The sequence below is a fragment of the Streptomyces sp. SKN60 genome (assembly GCF_026236535.1).
GTDB lineage: Bacteria > Actinomycetota > Actinomycetes > Streptomycetales > Streptomycetaceae > Streptomyces.
Genome location: NZ_JAHTMW010000013.1, coordinates 1 through 17,381, shown reverse-complemented (window position 1 = coordinate 17,381; position 17,381 = coordinate 1). Strand labels below are relative to the sequence as shown.

Annotated in this window: 15 protein-coding genes, 1 tRNA gene and 1 pseudogene; 4 read left to right on the top strand and 13 right to left on the bottom strand. The window is 71.5% G+C overall.

Translation table 11 applies throughout. From position 1 onward, the window contains the following. Window positions 1-48: 48 nt before the first annotated feature. Together KV205_RS22090 and KV205_RS22085 are read right to left on the bottom strand one after the other, a co-directional pair. A complete protein-coding gene (locus KV205_RS22090) occupies window positions 49-738 on the bottom strand; it encodes a TetR/AcrR family transcriptional regulator (RefSeq protein WP_265866279.1) in 690 nt (229 codons plus the stop codon). Next, window positions 735-1,715 (bottom strand): fatty acid desaturase, encoded by a 981-nt coding sequence (locus KV205_RS22085; RefSeq protein ID WP_265866278.1) that lies wholly within the window; start codon window positions 1,713-1,715, stop codon window positions 735-737. The genes KV205_RS22090 and KV205_RS22085 overlap by 4 nt, the downstream gene beginning before the upstream one ends. A 262-nt stretch (window positions 1,716-1,977) precedes the next feature. Between KV205_RS22085 and ppc the strand changes: the two genes are divergently transcribed. After that, window positions 1,978-4,707: a phosphoenolpyruvate carboxylase gene (gene ppc, locus KV205_RS22080; protein ID WP_265866277.1), complete on the top strand. Its 2,730-nt coding sequence runs from the start codon at window positions 1,978-1,980 to the stop codon at window positions 4,705-4,707. Between the two features lie 79 nt (window positions 4,708-4,786). Here ppc and KV205_RS22075 read toward each other — a convergent pair whose 3' ends face one another. From KV205_RS22075 to KV205_RS22035, 9 genes are all read right to left on the bottom strand, one after another. Beyond that, the gene (locus tag KV205_RS22075) at window positions 4,787-5,527 is read right to left on the bottom strand and encodes an LPXTG cell wall anchor domain-containing protein (protein WP_265866276.1); all 741 of its coding nucleotides are present in this window, start codon (window positions 5,525-5,527) and stop codon (window positions 4,787-4,789) included. Between the two features lie 132 nt (window positions 5,528-5,659). Further along, complete coding sequence (locus tag KV205_RS22070; protein ID WP_265866275.1) at window positions 5,660-6,103, bottom strand: hypothetical protein; 444 nt, start codon at window positions 6,101-6,103, stop codon at window positions 5,660-5,662. A 41-nt stretch (window positions 6,104-6,144) separates the two neighbouring features. Further along, window positions 6,145-6,669 (bottom strand): DUF4232 domain-containing protein, encoded by a 525-nt coding sequence (locus KV205_RS22065; RefSeq protein ID WP_265866274.1) that lies wholly within the window; start codon window positions 6,667-6,669, stop codon window positions 6,145-6,147. Window positions 6,670-6,765: 96 nt separating this feature from the next. Then, entirely contained in the window at window positions 6,766-7,362 is a 597-nt protein-coding gene (gene pth, locus KV205_RS22060) for an aminoacyl-tRNA hydrolase (protein ID WP_265866273.1), read from the bottom strand. A gap of 133 nt (window positions 7,363-7,495) precedes the next feature. Next, a complete protein-coding gene (locus KV205_RS22055; RefSeq protein WP_265866272.1) occupies window positions 7,496-8,095 on the bottom strand; it encodes a 50S ribosomal protein L25/general stress protein Ctc in 600 nt (199 codons plus the stop codon). A 262-nt stretch (window positions 8,096-8,357) separates the two neighbouring features. After that, entirely contained in the window at window positions 8,358-9,332 is a 975-nt protein-coding gene (locus KV205_RS22050; RefSeq protein ID WP_265866271.1) for a ribose-phosphate diphosphokinase, read from the bottom strand. Between the two features lie 121 nt (window positions 9,333-9,453). Next, entirely contained in the window at window positions 9,454-10,902 is a 1,449-nt protein-coding gene (gene glmU, locus KV205_RS22045; RefSeq protein ID WP_265866270.1) for a bifunctional UDP-N-acetylglucosamine diphosphorylase/glucosamine-1-phosphate N-acetyltransferase GlmU, read from the bottom strand. 110 nt (window positions 10,903-11,012) lie between these two features. Further along, a tRNA-Gln gene (locus KV205_RS22040) sits at window positions 11,013-11,084 on the bottom strand. A 6-nt stretch (window positions 11,085-11,090) separates the two neighbouring features. Continuing rightward, on the bottom strand, window positions 11,091-11,972 hold the full coding sequence (locus KV205_RS22035; protein WP_265866269.1) for a hypothetical protein: 882 nt from the start codon (window positions 11,970-11,972) through the stop codon (window positions 11,091-11,093). 153 nt (window positions 11,973-12,125) lie between these two features. Between KV205_RS22035 and KV205_RS22030 the strand changes: the two genes are divergently transcribed. Continuing rightward, on the top strand, window positions 12,126-13,487 hold the full coding sequence (locus KV205_RS22030; protein WP_265866268.1) for a sensor histidine kinase: 1,362 nt from the start codon (window positions 12,126-12,128) through the stop codon (window positions 13,485-13,487). 86 nt (window positions 13,488-13,573) lie between these two features. On the opposite strand, the gene KV205_RS22025 is transcribed toward KV205_RS22030, so the two are convergent. Further along, on the bottom strand, window positions 13,574-14,086 hold the full coding sequence (locus tag KV205_RS22025; protein WP_265866267.1) for an SUKH-3 domain-containing protein: 513 nt from the start codon (window positions 14,084-14,086) through the stop codon (window positions 13,574-13,576). Between the two features lie 9 nt (window positions 14,087-14,095). Further along, a complete protein-coding gene (locus KV205_RS22020; RefSeq protein WP_265866266.1) occupies window positions 14,096-14,620 on the bottom strand; it encodes a YwqJ-related putative deaminase in 525 nt (174 codons plus the stop codon). 295 nt (window positions 14,621-14,915) lie between these two features. Between KV205_RS22020 and KV205_RS22015 the strand changes: the two genes are divergently transcribed. Continuing rightward, window positions 14,916-15,920: an SMI1/KNR4 family protein gene (locus tag KV205_RS22015; protein WP_265866265.1), complete on the top strand. Its 1,005-nt coding sequence runs from the start codon at window positions 14,916-14,918 to the stop codon at window positions 15,918-15,920. A 7-nt stretch (window positions 15,921-15,927) separates the two neighbouring features. Further along, window positions 15,928-17,381, top strand: a pseudogene (locus KV205_RS22010) (hypothetical protein); the annotation flags it as partial.

The following is a 17,381-nucleotide window of genomic DNA, read 5'->3' as shown; positions in this document are numbered from 1 at the left end:
GGGCGGGGCGCCGCAGCCGGCGCCCCGCCCCCACCCCTTCGAAGATCCTCAGCTCTTGCGGTGCCCTATCAGCCGGGGCTTCTGCTCCAGGCCGTCCAGACCGTGCCAGGCCAGATTGACCAGATGGGCGGCGACCTCGGCCTTCTTCGGCTTGCGGACGTCCAGCCACCACTGGCCGGTCAGCGCCACGCTGCCGACCAGGGCCTGGGCGTAGAGCGGGGCCAGCTTGGGGTCGAAGCCGCGGGCCTTGAACTCCAGGCCCAGGATGTCCTCCACCTGGGTGGCGATGTCGCTGATGAGGGACGCGAAGGTGCCCGTCGACTGGGCGACCGGGGAGTCGCGGACCAGGATCCGGAAACCGTCCGTATAGCGCTCGATGTAGTCGAGCAGCGCGAAGGCCGCCTGCTCCAGGAGCTCACGCGGATGGCCCGCGGTCAGCGCGCCCGTCACCATGTCGAGCAGCTGCCGCATCTCCCGGTCCACCACAACCGCGTACAGGCCCTCCTTGCCGCCGAAGTGCTCGTACACCACCGGCTTGGACACCCCGGCCTTCGCCGCGATCTCCTCCACCGACGTGCCCTCGAAGCCCTTCTCCGCGAACAGCGTGCGACCGATGTCGAGGAGCTGCTCCCGGCGCTCGGCGCCCGTCATCCTCACCCGGCGGCCACGCCGGGGCTTCTGCTCGCTCGTGCTGCTCGCACTGCCTGTGCTGCCGTCGATCGCCACGTCTTCCATCATGCCGCGTCGGCGGACGCGTCCTGGCGCCGGGCGTCGATCCGCGCCTGCGCCGGCCACCGCACGTCGGACGCCCAGCCCGCCAGCTCGAACCAGCGGATCAGCCGCGCGCTGGAGTCCACCTGCCCCCGCAGCACCCCGTGCCGCGCCGACGTCGGGTCCGCGTGGTGCAGGTTGTGCCAGGACTCGCCGCACGACAGCACCGCCAGCCACCACACGTTGCCCGAGCGGTCACGCGACTTGAACGGACGCTTGCCGACCGCGTGACAGATCGAGTTGATCGACCACGTGACGTGGTGCAGCAGCGCCACCCGCACCAGCGAGCCCCAGAAGAACGCCGTGAACGCGCCCCACCACGACATCGTCACCAGACCGCCCACCAGCGGCGGGATCGCCAGCGACACCACCGTCCACAGCACGAACTGGCGCGAGATCGTCCGGATCGCCGGGTCCTTGATCAGATCCGGTGCGTACTTGTGCTGCGGGGTCTGCTCCTCGTCGAACATCCACCCGATGTGCGCCCACCACAGCCCCTTCATCAGGGCCGGCACCGTCTCCCCGAACCGCCACGGCGAATGCGGGTCGCCCTCCGCGTCCGAGAACTTGTGGTGCTTGCGGTGATCCGCCACCCACCGCACGAGCGGCCCCTCGACCGCCAGCGACCCCATGATCGCCAGCGCGATCCGCAGCGGCCGCTTCGCCTTGAACGAACCATGCGTGAAATAGCGGTGGAAACCGATCGTGATCCCGTGGCAGCCGATGAAGTACATCGCCGTCATCAGCCCCAGATCCAGCCAGCTCACCCCCCACCCCCAGGCCAGCGGCACCGCCGCGACCAGCGCCAGGAAGGGCACCGTGATGAACAGCAGCAGCGTGATCTGCTCGATCGAACGCTTGTTGTCCCCGCCGAGCGTGGCGGAAGGCAGGTCCTGAGCGGTGACTTCCCGGGACTCCGAGGTCAACTCGGGGCTTGTGGTCATGACTGTCCCCTGGGGGGTGAGGGTGAGGGCGAGGAAACCGGGCGGAACGCACGGGCGGGTACGAAAACGGAGCCCTGGCTACGGTTCCGTAACCTACGGCGACGTAAGTATGGCAGCGCCGCGGCGCGCGGCAAGAGCGCCAAAGGCGGGGCGTGGCCCGTGCCGCGGCGACGGACACCTATCCTGGGTGCGTCGGACAGCGCGGTCCGCAAGCCTCCAGTACCCCTCCAGACGTGCTCAAACACTGCAAGGAGCCGCACCTGTGAGCAGTGCCGACCAGACCTCCACCGCCAGCGCCGAGCTGCGTGCCGACATCCGCCGACTGGGCGATCTCCTGGGCGAGACCCTCGTCCGCCAGGAAGGCCCGGAGCTCCTGGAACTCGTCGAGAAGGTCCGCCGCCTCACCCGCGAGGACGGCGAGGCAGCCGCCGAGCTGCTGCGCGGCGTCGAGCTGGAGACCGCCGCCCGCCTCGTGCGCGCGTTCTCCACCTACTTCCACCTCGCCAACGTCACCGAGCAGGTCCACCGCGGCCGCGAGATGCGCGAGAAGCGCGCCGCCGAGGGCGGCCTCCTCGCCCGCACCGCCGACATGCTCAAGGACGGCGACCCCGCCCACGTACGCGAGACGATCAAGAACCTCAACGTACGGCCGGTGTTCACCGCCCACCCGACCGAGGCCGCCCGCCGCTCCGTCCTCAACAAGCTGCGCCGCATCGGGGCCCTCCTGGAGACCCCGGTCATCGAGGCCGACCGCCGCCGCGTCGACCTCCGCCTCGCCGAGAACATCGACCTCGTCTGGCAGACCGACGAACTCCGCGTCGTCCGCCCCGAGCCCGCCGACGAGGCCCGCAACGCCATCTACTACCTCGACGAGCTGCACGCCGACGCCGTCGGCGACGTCCTCGAAGACCTCGCCGCCGAGCTGGAACGCGTCGGCTTCGAGCTGCCCGCCGGCACCCGCCCGCTGACCTTCGGCACCTGGATCGGCGGCGACCGCGACGGCAACCCCAACGTCACCCCCCAGGTCACCTGGGACGTGCTCATCCTCCAGCACGAGCACGGCATCACCGACGCCCTCGAACTCGTCGACCACCTGCGCGGACTCCTCTCCAACTCCATCCGCTACGCCGGCGCGACCGAGGAGCTCCTGGAGTCCCTCCGGGCCGACCTGGAGCTGCTGCCCGAGATCAGCCCCCGCTACAAGCGCCTCAACGCCGAGGAGCCCTACCGGCTCAAGGTCACCTGCGTCCGCCAGAAGCTCCTCAACACTCGCGAGCGCCTCGCCAACGGCACCCCGCACCACGACGGCCGCGACTACCTCGGCACCGCCGAACTCCTCCGCGACCTCACCCTGATCCAGACCTCGCTGCGCGCCCACCGCGGCGGCCTCTTCGCCGACGGGCGGATGGACCGCACCATCCGCACCCTCGCCGCCTTCGGCCTGCAGCTCGCCACCATGGACGTCCGCGAGCACGCCGACGCCCACCACCACGCCCTCGGCCAGCTCTTCGACCGGCTCGGCGAGGAGTCCTGGCGCTACGCCGACATGCCCCGCGACTACCGGCAGAAGCTGCTCGCCAAGGAGCTCCGCTCCCGCCGCCCGCTGGCCCCCACCCCGGCCCCGCTCGACGCCGCCGGCGAGAAGACCCTCGGCGTCTTCCAGACCGTGAAGCGGGCCTTGGAGGTCTTCGGACCCGAGGTCATCGAGTCGTACATCATCTCCATGTGCCAGGGCGCCGACGACGTCTTCGCCGCCGCCGTCCTCGCCCGCGAGGCCGGCCTCGTCGACCTGCACGCCGGCTGGGCCAAGATCGGCATCGTGCCGCTCCTGGAGACCACCGACGAGCTCCGCGCCGCCGACGTCATCCTCAACGACATGCTCGCCGACCCCTCCTACCGGCGCCTCGTCTCGCTCCGCGGCGACGTCCAGGAGGTCATGCTCGGCTACTCCGACTCCTCCAAGTTCGGCGGCATCACCACCAGCCAGTGGGAGATCCACCGCGCCCAGCGCCGGCTCCGCGACGTCGCCCACCGCTACGGCGTACGGCTCCGGCTCTTCCACGGCCGCGGCGGCACCGTCGGCCGCGGCGGCGGCCCCTCGCACGACGCGATCCTCGCCCAGCCCTGGGGCACCCTGGAGGGCGAGATCAAGGTGACCGAGCAGGGCGAGGTCATCTCCGACAAGTACCTGATCCCGTCCCTGGCGCGGGAGAACCTGGAACTGACGGTCGCCGCCACCCTCCAGGCCTCCGCCCTGCACACCGCGCCGCGCCAGTCCGACGACGCCCTCGCCCGCTGGGACGCGGCCATGGACACCGTCTCGGAGGCTGCCCACACCGCGTACCGCAAGCTCGTCGAAGACCCCGGCCTGCCGGCGTACTTCCTCGCCTCCACCCCCGTCGACCAGCTCGCCGACCTGCACCTCGGCTCGCGCCCCTCGCGCCGCCCCGGCTCCGGCGTCTCCCTCGACGGACTCCGCGCCATCCCGTGGGTGTTCGGCTGGACCCAGTCCCGCCAGATCGTCCCCGGCTGGTTCGGCGTCGGATCCGGCCTGAAGGCGCTGCGCGAGGCCGGCCTCGATGCGGTCCTCGGCGAGATGCACGAACGCTGGCACTTCTTCCGCAACTTCCTCTCCAACGTCGAGATGACGCTGGCCAAGACGGACCTGCGGATCGCCCGCCACTACGTCGACACCCTCGTCCCGGACGAGCTCAAGCACATCTTCGAGACCATCGAGGCCGAGCACGCGCTCACCGTCGCCGAGGTCCTCAAGGTCACGGGCGGCGAGCGCCTGCTCGACTCCAACCCGGTCCTCCAGCAGACCTTCGCCATCCGCGACGCCTACCTGGACCCGATCTCCTACCTCCAGGTGGCCCTCCTCGCCCGCCAGCGCACCGCCGCCGAACGCGGCGAGGACCCCGACCCGCTCCTTTCGCGGGCGCTGCTCCTCACGGTGAACGGCGTGGCGGCGGGCCTCCGCAACACCGGCTGATCCAGGCCCGATACGTACGACAGTGCCCCCGTGGAGTCCTTCCACGGGGGCACTGTCATGACGGCGCCGAGGCGTGACGTCAGTGCTGCTGGGCCTTGCGGCGGCGGGTCACCAGGAAGGCACCGGCGGCCGCGAGGGCCACGGCGACACCGGCGATGATGCCGACGGGGGCGCTGGAACCGGTCTCGGCGAGGTCACCCTCGGCGCCCGCGGAGTTGGACGCGCCGGGGGTCGGCTGACCACCGGCGGCGCCGCTCTCCGAGGCGGACGGGGAGACGGTGGAGCTCGGGGACGTCGAGGTCGACGGGGAGGTCGAGGAGCTCGGGGACTCCGACGTGGACGGCGTGCCCGAGGGGGTGCCGGACGGGGTGCCCGACGGGGTGGGCTTCACCGATGCCGGGCAGGTGTGGGACAGGTTGAACCAGCCCTGCTTGACCTCGGCGGAGACCTCGGCCTCGGCGGAGACCAGCTTGGCGCCGGGCTCGGATCCCACGTAGGCGTGCTTGTCCGACGGCGGACCGAAGTTCGTGATGACCTGGGTGCCGCCCGGCTCGAAGGTCACCGTCAGCTTGGTGAACACGGCGCTGTCGTCCTTGCCGCTGCCGGGCAGAACGAAGTGCCAGCCGTCCTGGCCGGCCGGGATGTCGCCGCAGACCTTCTTCGTGTCACCGGTCCAACCGGTGGCGGTCAGCGGAAGGTCCTTCGCCTGGTGCAGGGGAAGGGTGATGGGGCCGTCGGTGGCCGAAGCCGCCGGCGCGGTGACGAGCGAACCCGCAACGGCCGCGAAGAGCGCGCCGGCGGAGATGAGAGAACGTCGCATTGTCGTCCAACTTGTCGGATGAGGGATGCCGAGTGGGAGGTGGCGGGGGCAGCCTATCCATCGCTCAAAGTCACGTTTAACCCAAGGGACGATAACGATTCGGCGGGAACCGGCCACAGTGTCCGAAAACGACTAGAGCGCGAAGAACGCCCCCAGCAACAACACCGCCCCCACCCCCGCCACCGACCACGCCGTCCGCACCAACCGCAGCCCGCCGCCCACCAACGGCGCCGCCAGCAACAGCGCACCGCCCAGCGGCAGCCACGCGTGCAGACCGCCGCCCCAGCCGGTACGGACCGCCTCGTCCGTACCCGGCTTGACGACCACCGGCAGCGTCTCGCCCTTCTCCGCCGCCACCGAATGCGCGATCGTCACCGTGTGGCGCGACGAGGCCCGGTCATCCGGCACATAACGCCCGCTGCACGTCTCCTCGTTGCAGCCCGTCACCGTCAACACCCCATGCTCGCGGCCCTTCGAAAGCAGCACGTGCTGAGCCGTCTGCCAGGACGTCCACGCCCCGGCGACGACGAGAAGCAGGGCGACGAGGGCCATGGCGGCGTTACGGGCATGCGTCATGACCCGCGATCGTACAGTCGTACCCCGAACGCGCCAGGCGCCTACCGCAGCCGGGCCGGGCCGATCCGGACGTCGTCCCCGCAGATCTGGGCGGGCACATGCCGGCCCTTCGCGTCGGTCAGCTCCGCCGGGGTGCCGTGGTCGTCCGGAGCCGGGTGAGGCGGATACACGTACAACGACGGGTCGAGGACACCGTCCATGAAGCAGTAGTCCGAGTCGGGCTTCGGATCGTAGAACAGCGCGAAATCGGCCGTCTCGCCCGGCTCCAGGACCACACGGTCCGGCGTCTCCCTCCCCGGCTGCGGCTTCGCCGTCGTGCCCTGCGCCTTACCGACGTGGGCGTCGAGCTCCGGATAGCCGTCCAGGGCGCACGGGGCGCCGCCCTTGTTCGTCGCGCTGAGCACGGCGGCCGGCTCCTCCTGACCGTCACCGGACGTACGCGTCGCCTTCCAGCGCAGGTCCGCCGTCCCGCAGTGCGCCGCGCCGTCCCGGCCGCCGCCACAGGCGACCGCTCCCGTCAGCAGCGCCATGCCAAGGACCACGACCGCGACCGTCCTCCGCGCCATCGGGCCGACCCGCCTTTCCCCCGGTGGGGCTCTCCCCGCCCCTCGCGGGCAGGAAGATGCGCCGTCACCCGCGAAGGTTCCGCCCCGGTCCGGCGCCTACGCGTTGTACGCCGACTGCGCCCGCTCCAACCCCTCCGTCACCAGGCACTCCACCGCGTCCGCCGCCCGGTCCACGAAGTAGTCCAGCTCCTTGCGCTCGGTCGACGAGAAGTCCTTCAGGACGAAGTCCGCGACCTGCATCCGGCCCGGCGGCCGGCCGATGCCGAACCGCAGCCGGTGATAGTCCGCGCCCATCGACTTCGTCATCGACTTCAGCCCGTTGTGGCCGTTGTCGCCGCCGCCGATCTTCAGCCGCAGCACCCCGTAGTCGATGTCGAGCTCGTCGTGGATCGCCACGATGTGCGCCGTCGGCACCTTGTAGAAGTCGCGCAGCGACGTCACCGGGCCGCCCGACAGGTTCATGTACGACATCGGCTTCGCCAGCACCACCCGGCGGCCCGCCGGCCCGGGCGGGCCGATCCGCCCCTCCACGACCTGCGCCTGCGCCTTGCCCGCGCGCTTGAACTTGCCGCCGATCCGGTCGGCCAGCAGGTCCGCCACCATGAAGCCCACGTTGTGCCGGTTGCCCGCGTACTCAGGGCCCGGATTGCCGAGGCCGACGATCAGCCAGGGGGCGTTCGCGTCGTCCGTCATCTGCGTCTCGTCTCCTCGTATTCGTACAGATCCATGCCGGCCAGATCCGTACCGGCCAGATCCGTACCGGCACAGAGAAACGGGGTGACGGGCCGTGGCCCGTCACCCCGTCACGTCAGGCAGAGCCTACGGCTCAGGCCTCGGCGCCCTCGGCGGCCTCGCCCTCGGCACCCTCGGCGGCCGGCTCCTCGGCCTGCGCGGCCAGGACCTGCAGGACGACGGCGTCGCCCTCGGTCACCAGGGTCACGCCGGACGGCAGGACGACGTCCTGCGCCAGGACGGAGGCACCGGCCTCCAGGCCCTCCACGGAGACGGTGAAGGACACCGGCAGGTGGGTGGCCTCGGCCTCGACCGAGAGGGTGTTCAGAACGTGCTCGAGCAGGTTGCCACCGGCGGCCAGCTCGCCCTCGGCGACGACCGGAACCTCGACGGTGACCTTCTCGCCGCGCTTCACGAGAAGCAGGTCGACGTGCTCCAGGAAGCCCTTCAGCGGGTCACGCTGCACGGCCTTCGGGATGGCCAGCTCGGAGCCCTTGCCCTCGATGTCCAGGGACAGCAGGACGTTCGGCGTACGGAGCGCCATGCCGGTCTCGTGGGTCGGCAGCGCCAGGTGGATCGGGTCCGAGCCGTGGCCGTACAGAACGGCGGGAACCTGGGCGGCGCGACGCAGCTGGCGGGCGGCGCCCTTGCCGAACGTGGTGCGGACGGACGCGGTGAGCTTCACCTCGGACATGTGCACTCCTCGTGTGGTGCGGTGACGGATGCGACTGTCACCCGGCCCGACTGGCGTGGGCCTGCTACGAAGAGCGCGTCGATAACGGACCGCCGGAACCGTGCGTACGCCGTACGCGCGTCCGGCCTCCCTCGCCGAGCAACCACGACAGTCTAACGGCGACGACTCCGGGGCCCAAATGGATCACCGTGGCCCCCCTGGATCAACGGCGAAGGGCCGCCTCCCCAGGGGGAAACGGCCCTTCATCATCGCTCTGAGAGGCTCAGTGCTCCTCGAACAGGCTCGTCACCGAACCGTCCTCGAACACCTCGCGCACCGCGCGGGCGATCGTCGGCGCGATGGACAGGACCGTGATCTTGTCCAGCTCCAGCGAGCTCGGGTCCGGCAGCGTGTCCGTGAACACGAACTCGCTCACCTTGGAGTTCTTCAGCCGGTCCGCGGCCGGACCGGACAGAATGCCGTGCGTCGCCGTCACGATGACGTCCTCCGCACCGTGCGCGAACAGCGCGTCCGCGGCGGCGCAGATCGTGCCCGCGGTGTCGACCATGTCGTCCACCAGGACACACACACGGCCCTTCACGTCACCGACGACCTCGTGGACGGTCACCTGGTTCGCGACGTCCTTGTCACGGCGCTTGTGGACGATCGCCAGCGGCGCGTCCAGACGGTCGCACCAGCGGTCGGCGACACGCACGCGGCCGGCGTCCGGGGACACGATCGTCAGCTTCTCGCGGTCGACCTTCGCACCCACGTAGTCCGCGAGGACCGGCAGGGCGGACAGGTGGTCCACCGGACCGTCGAAGAAGCCCTGGATCTGGTCCGTGTGCAGGTCCACGGTCAGGATCCGGTCCGCACCCGCCGTCTTCAGCAGATCGGCCACCAGACGGGCCGAGATCGGCTCACGGCCACGGTGCTTCTTGTCCTGACGGGCGTAGCCGTACGACGGCACGATCACGGTGATGCTCCGGGCCGAGGCCCGCTTCAGAGCATCGATCATGATCAGCTGCTCCATGATCCACTTGTTGATCGGAGCCGTGTGGCTCTGGATCAGGAAGCAGTCCGCGCCACGCGCCGACTCCTGGAAGCGGACGTAGATCTCACCGTTGGCGAAGTCGAACGCCTTGGTCGGAACGATGCCGACACCCAGCTGGTGTGCGACCTCCTCGGCCAGCTCGGGGTGGGCGCGGCCGGAGAAGAGCATCAGCTTCTTCTCGCCGGTCGTCTTGATCCCGGTCACAGCACTGTCTCCTCGACGGTTTCTCTGGCCGCGGATCCCCGCGCTCCCGTGCGCGCGTGCGAGCCAGCCGAATTTGTGTGCACGTATCACGGTACGCCGAGTTCGACGTACTCGTTTCCGGTCAGCTTTCGCCTGCGGACTTCTCAGTGGCATTCACCGCGGCCTGCGCGGCGGCGCTGCCAGGACGCTTTCGAGCCACCCAACCCTCGATATTCCGCTGCTGGCCACGGGCGACGGCCAGGGCGCCGGGCGGCACGTCCTTGGTGATGACGGACCCGGCAGCGGTGTAGGCACCGTCCCCGATGGTGACAGGAGCCACAAACATGTTGTCCGAACCCGTCTTGCAGTGCGAGCCCACCGTCGTGTGGTGCTTCGTCTCGCCGTCGTAGTTCACGAAGACACTCGCCGCACCGATGTTGGTGTACTCGCCGATGGTCGCGTCGCCCACGTACGACAGATGGGGGACCTTCGTCCCCTCACCGATGACGGCCGCCTTCATCTCGACGTACGTACCCGCCTTGGACTTCGCGCCCAGATTCGTCCCCGGACGCAGATACGCGTACGGGCCCACCGACGCGCCCTCGCCCACGACCGCCGTGTCCGCCACCGTGTTGTCCACGCGGGCGCCGCGCGCCACCGTCGTGTCCTTCAGGCGCGTGTTCGGACCCACCACCGCGTCCTCCGCGATGTGCGTCGCGCCGAGGAGCAGGGTGTTCGGCAGGACCGTCGCGTCCGCCTCGAAGGTCACTGTCACGTCCACGAACGTCGACGCCGGGTCCACGACCGTCACACCCGCGAGCATCGCCCGCTCCAGCAGGCGCGCGTTCAGCAGGGCGCGGGCCTCGGCCAGCTGCACCCGGTTGTTGATCCCCAGGATCTCCCGGTGGTCCGCCGCCACCGACGCACCCACCCGGTGCCCCGCCTCGCGCAGGATCGACAGCACGTCCGTCAGGTACTCCTCGCCCTGACTGTTGTCCGTCCGCACCTTGCCGAGCGCGTCCGCGAGCAGCGCGCCGTCGAACGCGAACACGCCGGAGTTGATCTCCTTGATCGCGCGCTGCTCGTCCGAGGCGTCCTTGTGCTCCACGATCTCGGTCACCGCGCCCGACGCCGGGTCGCGCACGATCCGGCCGTAGCCGGTCGAGTCCGGCACCTCGGCGGTCAGCACGGTCACGGCGTTGCCGTCCGCGGCGTGCGTGCCGGCCAGCGCCCGCAGTGTCTCGCCCGACAGCAGCGGCGTGTCGCCGCACACCACGACCACGGTCCCCTCGGGCGTCCGCCCCAGCTCCTGCAGCGCCATCCGCACCGCGTGCCCGGTCCCGTTCTGCTCCTCCTGCACGGCGGTCCGCGTCCCCGCGTACTGCTCGTCCAGGTGCCCCTTCACCAGCTCCCGCGCATGCCCGACGACCACGACCAGGTCCTCCGGCTCCAGCTCACGGGCGGCGGACACGACATGCCCGACGAGCGAACGCCCGGCGATCTCGTGCAGAACCTTGGGGGTCTTCGACTTCATGCGGGTGCCCTCACCCGCTGCGAGGACGACGACGGCGGCCGGGCGGTTGGCGCTCACGGGGATGCCCTTCGGCTTCGGGTGGCTGGACCACCGAAGGATACCGGGGGGTGTCGGGCGGGGAACGAGGAAGGGCCCCGACCTGGGAGGTCGGGACCCGAACCGAGCAGCTCCGCCGGCTGGATTCGAACCAGCACTACAGGGCTTCAAAGGCCCGCGGGCTACCGTTACCCCACGGCGGATCTGCGTCAGACCTTACCGGAGGGATCGGTGGCGTTGTTCGTTGTGGCGGCGCTGACCATTCCGGCCCACCAGCCCTCGATCCGGCGGTACAACTCAGCCCCCTGTGCGACCCGGATGACGAGGCATCCGCGGTAGTCGGGGCCGACGTTCTTCCGGACCGTTTTCGGGTTGTGCTTCTTGATCGTGGTCTTCTGGAACGCGCCCGGGTCGACGCCGACGAGATCGGCCCAGAAACGCTTGGCGCCCTCGACGTCCGCCGTCATGTGGATCATGACCCGGAAGGCCAGCCGCTCTGGTGCGATGCCGAGGAGGCGGAGCCATGCCAGGTACAGCCGGATGACGCCGGGGTCGCTGTTCACAAACAGCACATTCTCGCGGCGTGCGTACGGTTTGTCCTTCGATCCCTCCGCCCAGTAGAGGGCGGTGCCTGCGACGAGGAGCTCGCGCTCGGTCATCGAGTCGAACTCCAGGGCGGCGGCCCGCTTGGTCTTCTGGCGTTCCGCATCGCGCATCGCGAGCTCGTGATCCCACCGCTTGCGTGCCGCGATCTTGGCCTGCTCCGACGGATCGCGGCGCTCCGGCTTCGGCAGGTCCCGCACCCACAGCGAGATCGAGCTCTTCGAGCACCCCAGCTCGACCTGGATCTGGTCGTACGTCTTCCCTTCCAGGCGCAGCTCGCGGGCGCGGGCCCGGAGGTCGTCCTTGGCGTTGGGGCGGCGGGTCCAATCCGGTGGGGGTTCTCCTTCGAGGAGTCGGTTGAGGAGGTCGTTGTTGTCGACGTGGATGCGGTCGCGGATCTGCCGGCGGCTGAGGCCTGCTCGGCGTAACGCGGTGGCCTGTTCGCGCAGGGCCTCGAAGTCCGTGTACTTGCTCGTACTGGATGTCATGTGAACACCGTCGTCCGGAATGCGGACGTCCGGGTCGAAAACCCTGTCGATTCAACAGTTCGAGGGACTGGTGTCCACGCGCGTTGACGGGCGCCGCTCCCGGGCCCCGCAGCGGAGGGAAAATCGGTGGCCCTCGCCCGTAGGGTGGAAGGCATGACCACAACGGGGGCGGACCGGGACACGGCGGGCGTGGAGGGGGCGCGGCGGGGCTGGGGGTGGTGGGGGAGACGGCGTAGTGCCGTGCTGGATGTCTCGCTGGCCGTGGTGTCGGCGCTGGAGTGCGGGCTCGAGGGGGTCGGGTTCGCCGAGAAGGCGTCGTTGCCGGTGCCCCTGGGGGTGCTGTTCGGGCTCGTGGTCGGGTCCGTGCTCGTGGTGCGGCGGCGGTGGCCGATCACCGTGGTGCTGGTCTCCATCGCGGTCACGCCCGCCGAGATGGGCTACCTCATGGGCCTGGTCGGGCTGTACTCGCTGGCCGCCTCCGAGGTGCCGCGCCGGTTCACGGCGGCGCTCGCCGGCATGTCGACGGCCGCCGTGTACATCGTGACCGTGGTGCGGATGCGGGCGGACGTCGCGCAGGCTGATGTGGGGCAGGCGGATTTCGATCCGAGTGGCTGGTACGTGCCGGTCATGTCGTTGCTCCTCACGCTCGGGCTCAACGCCCCGCCGTTGCTGCTCGGCCTCTACATAGGGGCGCGGCGGCGGCTGATGGAGTCGTTGCGGGAGCGGGCGGACAGTCTGGAGCAGGAGTTGTCGCTGCTGGCGGACCGGGCGGAGCAGCGGGCGCAGTGGGCGCGGCAGGAGGAGCGGACGCGGATCGCGCGCGAGATGCATGACGTGGTGGCGCACCGGGTGTCGTTGATGGTGGTGCACGCGGCGGCGCTGCAGGCGGTGGCGTTGAAGGATCCGCAGAAGGCCGTGAAGAACGCGGCTCTGGTGGGTGACATGGGCCGGCAGGCGCTGACGGAGCTGCGGGAGATGCTGGGGGTGTTGCGCGAGGAGGCGCCGGCCGTGCCCGCGGCTCCTGCCGCTGCTCCGCTCGCCGCCGTCGGCCGTGCCGCCGCCGCTGCGGCGGAGGCGGCCGCGCAGGACGGCGGGCCCTGCCTGGACGCGCTCCCGGACCTGGTCGAGCAGTCGCGGCAGGCCGGTGCGGTCGTGGAGTTCGTGGTGATGGGGGAGGCCCGGGCGTATGGGGCGGAGGTCGAGCAGACCGCGTACCGGGTGGTGCAGGAGGCGTTGACGAACGTCCACAAGCACGCGGCGGGCGCCGAGGTCGTGGTGCGGCTCGCGCACCGGGAGGCCGAGGTCGCGATGCAGGTGGAGAACGGGCCTTCGGACGCGGCCGCGGCGGCCGCGGATCTGCCGAGCGGCGGGAACGGTCTGGTCGGCATGCGGGAGCGGGTGACCCGGCTCGGCGGTGCGTTCGTGTCGGGGCCGACGGACGCGGGCGGTTTCCGGGTGAGCGCGGTGCTGCCGGTGGCGGCGGCCGCCGAGGTCGTACCTCAGCGGTCCGCGTGACGGCAGCCCGCGTACGTACGGACGGAGCTCGCCCCGTGGCGACGTAACGGCAGCCCCGCCCGTACGTACGGGGCCGGGAGAGGCGCTCAGCCGCCCGCCGTCAGCCGCGTCGGCAGCGTCCCCGTGATCAGCGTCGCGAGCGCCGTGTCGATGTCCCGGCCCAGGTACCAGTCGCCGGTGTGGTCGACGCTGTAGACCCGGCCCTCCATGTCCATCGCCAGGACCGCGCGCTGCTCGCCGGCCTCGCCCTCCTCGCCCAGTTCCTCGCCCAGGGGCGCCAGCTCGGTGTCGAGGGCGCGGCCGAGGTCGCCGAGGGTGCGGGCGAGGTGGAGGCCGGTGAGGGGGTCGAAGCGGAGGGTGGCGGGGGCTATCTGCCGGCCGTGGCCGGGGGCGGTGACGCGCAGGCCGCCGAATTCCGCCCAGGCCTCGACGACGGCGGGGAAGACGCTGTGCCGGTGGCCGCCGGGGGAGACGTGGCCGCGCAGGGTGTCGGCCCACTGTTCGGCGAGCTTTATGTCCCAGCGGCCGGGCTGCCAGCCGGCCTCGCGCAGGGCGGCGTCGACGTTGACCGGGAAGCGGGTGCTGCGGAGATCGGGCATGGGTGGCGGTCAGCTGTTCTGGGTGGTGGTCGGGTCGACCGTACGGACTCCGAAGTGCGCGAGCATCGCGCTGCACGAGCGGCAGGGCGCGGCGTAGCTGCCGTGCAGCGGGTCGCCGTCCTCGCGGATGCGGCGCGCCGTGAGCTTGGCGTGCTTGAGGGAGCGGCGGGCCTCGCTGTGGGTGAGCGGCTTGCGCTGGGCGCGCTTGGAGCGGGCGCCCTCGGTGGCGGTGAGGTGCCGGGACAGCAGGATGGCCTCGGGGCAGCGTCCGGTGAAGCGTTCGCGCTGGCTGCTGGTGAGGGTGTCGAGGAAGTCCTGGACGAGTGGGTGGAGGGTGGGCGCGGTCTCGCCGCGTGCGGCGGTGCACGTGAGGGTGGTCTCGCCGCGGACGGAGAGGGCGGCGCCGACGGTGGGCAGGATGCCGTCGCGGCGGTGGCGCAGTAAGGGGGCGCGAGCGGTGTCGGCGTCGTTGCCCCAGATGAGGCGTGGGTCACCCTGCGTGGGCGCTGGTGCTGGTGTGGTGCTTGCGTGCATGGTGCTGGTCTTCCCCTCCTGCAATCCCCCGAGTTGCGTGAACAGCCTGCCAAACGCGGTGCCCGATGGGGAAGCTGGGGCGCGGAAACACGCTTTCGGTGTGTCGGAATCATGGTGGCGTCGTCATGCCGTCGTGACACTTGGTCACCGTTGGTGACGGTGCGGGGGGTGGTGGCGGTGGTGCCGGGGCGGGCCGGGTCGGCAGTCGTGGGCAGCGCTTAGGCTGTGCGGACCAGCCAGGGACAGTAGAAGCAGCCACGCAGTAGCAGGCACAGCCACTCAGGGGGCAACCGCCATGACGACAGGTCGGCTCGGCCAGGACATCGCGCCGCCGCCGAACGCGGCGTACGCCGGTCAGGTCGTGCACTTCCCGGATCCGGTCCGGGCCTCCCGGCATCCTAGAGGGGTGCGGGTGGACGAGCGCGGCTTTCCGGACTTTTCTCCGTACGCGCGGGCGGCGGCGGAGATCGCCGATCCGCCGGAGGGCTTCGGCGTCGACGAACTGCGCCTGACGGACTACGTGTCGGCGAACGCGGCGCTCGCCGCGACCGGGCACGAGCTGTGGGACACGATTCCGGCGGTGGCGACGCCGCACGGCTGGACCTGGCACCACGTGGCGGGCACCCGCCGGCTCGAACTGGTCCCGGTCGAGGTGAAGGCGCTGCTGCGGCATCACGGCGGGGTGGCGACGGCGGTCGGTGTGGACCAGTCGAAGCGCGGTACGCGTCCGCTGCAGGAGACCCGGCCGGTGCACTTCGGGCTGCCGAAGCGTGTGGTGGCGGTGTCGGAGCAGCAGGTGCAGGGCGTGGAGGAGGACCTGGGCTACCGGCTGCCGGGGGCGTACCGCTCGTTCCTGAAGGCGGCGGGCGGCAGTGCTCCGGTGGGCACGGCGCTCGACGCGGAGCTGGGTGTCCTCGTCGACCAGCCGTTCTTCACGCTGCGCGAGGAGGCGGGGATCAATGACCTCGTCTACGTCAACAAGTGTCTGCGGGACCATCTGACGAAGGACTATCTGGGCGTCGCCTTCGTGCAGGGCGGTCTGCTCGCGGTGAAGGTACGGGGGCAGGGCACCGGTTCGGTGTGGTTCTGTCCGTACGACGACGCCCGTGACGCCGGTGAGTTGGCGGCGGCGTGGACGGTGAACGAGCGGGTGGAGCGGCTGCTGCTGCCCTGCGGCGCGGATTTCGACGCCTTCCTGCAGCGGCTCGCGGGCAGTCCGCCGGAGCTGGAGACGGTGGCGAACCTGATGGTGGACGGCGGCTTCGCGCGCGCCGTTCCCGTGGTCCCGGTGGGGGAGTGAACTGGCTGTGGTGACGTTCGCGCAGGCGCAGGAGCGCGCCGAGGAGTGGATCAACGGCGACGTGCCGGCGTATCTGCACCGTGAGGTGCGGGTACGGGAGTTCGGGCTCGGGTTCGTGGTCTGGGCGGAGGACCGGGAGGAGGCGCCGACCCCGGACGGGGGGCGCCAGCGCCTGGTCATCGCGCGGGACAGCGGTGAGGCGACGCTGTGGCCGGGGCTGCCGGTGGGTGAGGTGATCCGCCGTTACGAGGAGGAGTACGGGGCTTCCGCCGAGGCGGCGGCCCCGGCGGCGGCGCCGGCGGCGCGGATCGACCTGAACCAGACGTCGTTCCTGCTGAGTCCGCCGGAGTGGCTGCAGGAGGCGGCGGACAAGATCGGTCTGCCGCCGGTGGAGTCGAACGCCTCGCAGGCGTCGGCGGGTGCCTCGTCGGAGAGCGCGTCGTCGACCCCGGCGGCGGGGCTGCCGTCCGCGGCGCCGGCGGCCGAGCCGTCGGAGGAGGCGTCGGAGCCGGTGGCGGCTCCGGTGGAGCCGGTGGTCGAGCCGGTGGCGGTGGAGCCCGCTGAGCCTGCGGCGGTCGAGGCCGTCGAGACCGTCGAGGAGTCGAGCGAGCCGGAGGCCGCAGAGGCCCACGAGCCGACCGCGAACGACGGTGTGCCGGTGTCCGCGCCAGTGCCCGCGCCCGCGACGCCGGCGAGCCCGTGGGCGGACGCCAACGCCAGTTCGGGCGGCGCCGACGGAGCCGTACCGCTGCCGGCGACGGTGTTCGCGCCGCCGCTGACGGGCGCGGACGACGAGGACGCGCCGCCGCCGGTGGTGGGTGCGGACGCGCCCACGGCGCTGATGAAGGGCGGCAGCGCGCTGCCGGCGACCGCGATCGCCCCGCGCCTGAACCCGGACGGCAGCTTCGGTCAGGGCGGCCCGCTCGCCCCGCCGCCGGCGACCCCGCCCGCTCCCGCCACGCCGCCGGCGGCCCCGCCGGCGCCTTCCGCCCCGCCGGCTTCCGCCGGTGCGGCGGACATCGCCAACGCCGCGACCAGCAAGGCCACGCCGCCGCCCGGCGGTTATGTGCGCACCCAGCTGGTGTCGCAGCTGCCCGGCGGCACGCCGGCCCCGCCCGGTGCGCCCGGTGCGCCCGGTGCGCCGACGCCGCCTGGTCCCCCCGGTCCGCCGACGCCGCCGCCGGCCGTGCACCAGGCCGCGACGATGCTCGCGCACCCCGACCAGCTGGGCCCGGGTGGTCCGGCGTCGTCGGGTGGTCCGGGTACGCCGCCGCCTCCGCCTCCGCCGCCGGGTGTTCCGGGTGGGGGTACGCCTCCGGGCGGGGTCGCGCACGCGGCGACGATGCTGGCCCAGCCCAGCCAGCTGGGCCCGGGTGGTCCGGCTTCGTCGGGTGGTCCGGGTACGCCGCCGCCTCCGCCTCCGCCGCCGGGTGTTCCGGGTGGGGGTACGCCTCCGGGCGG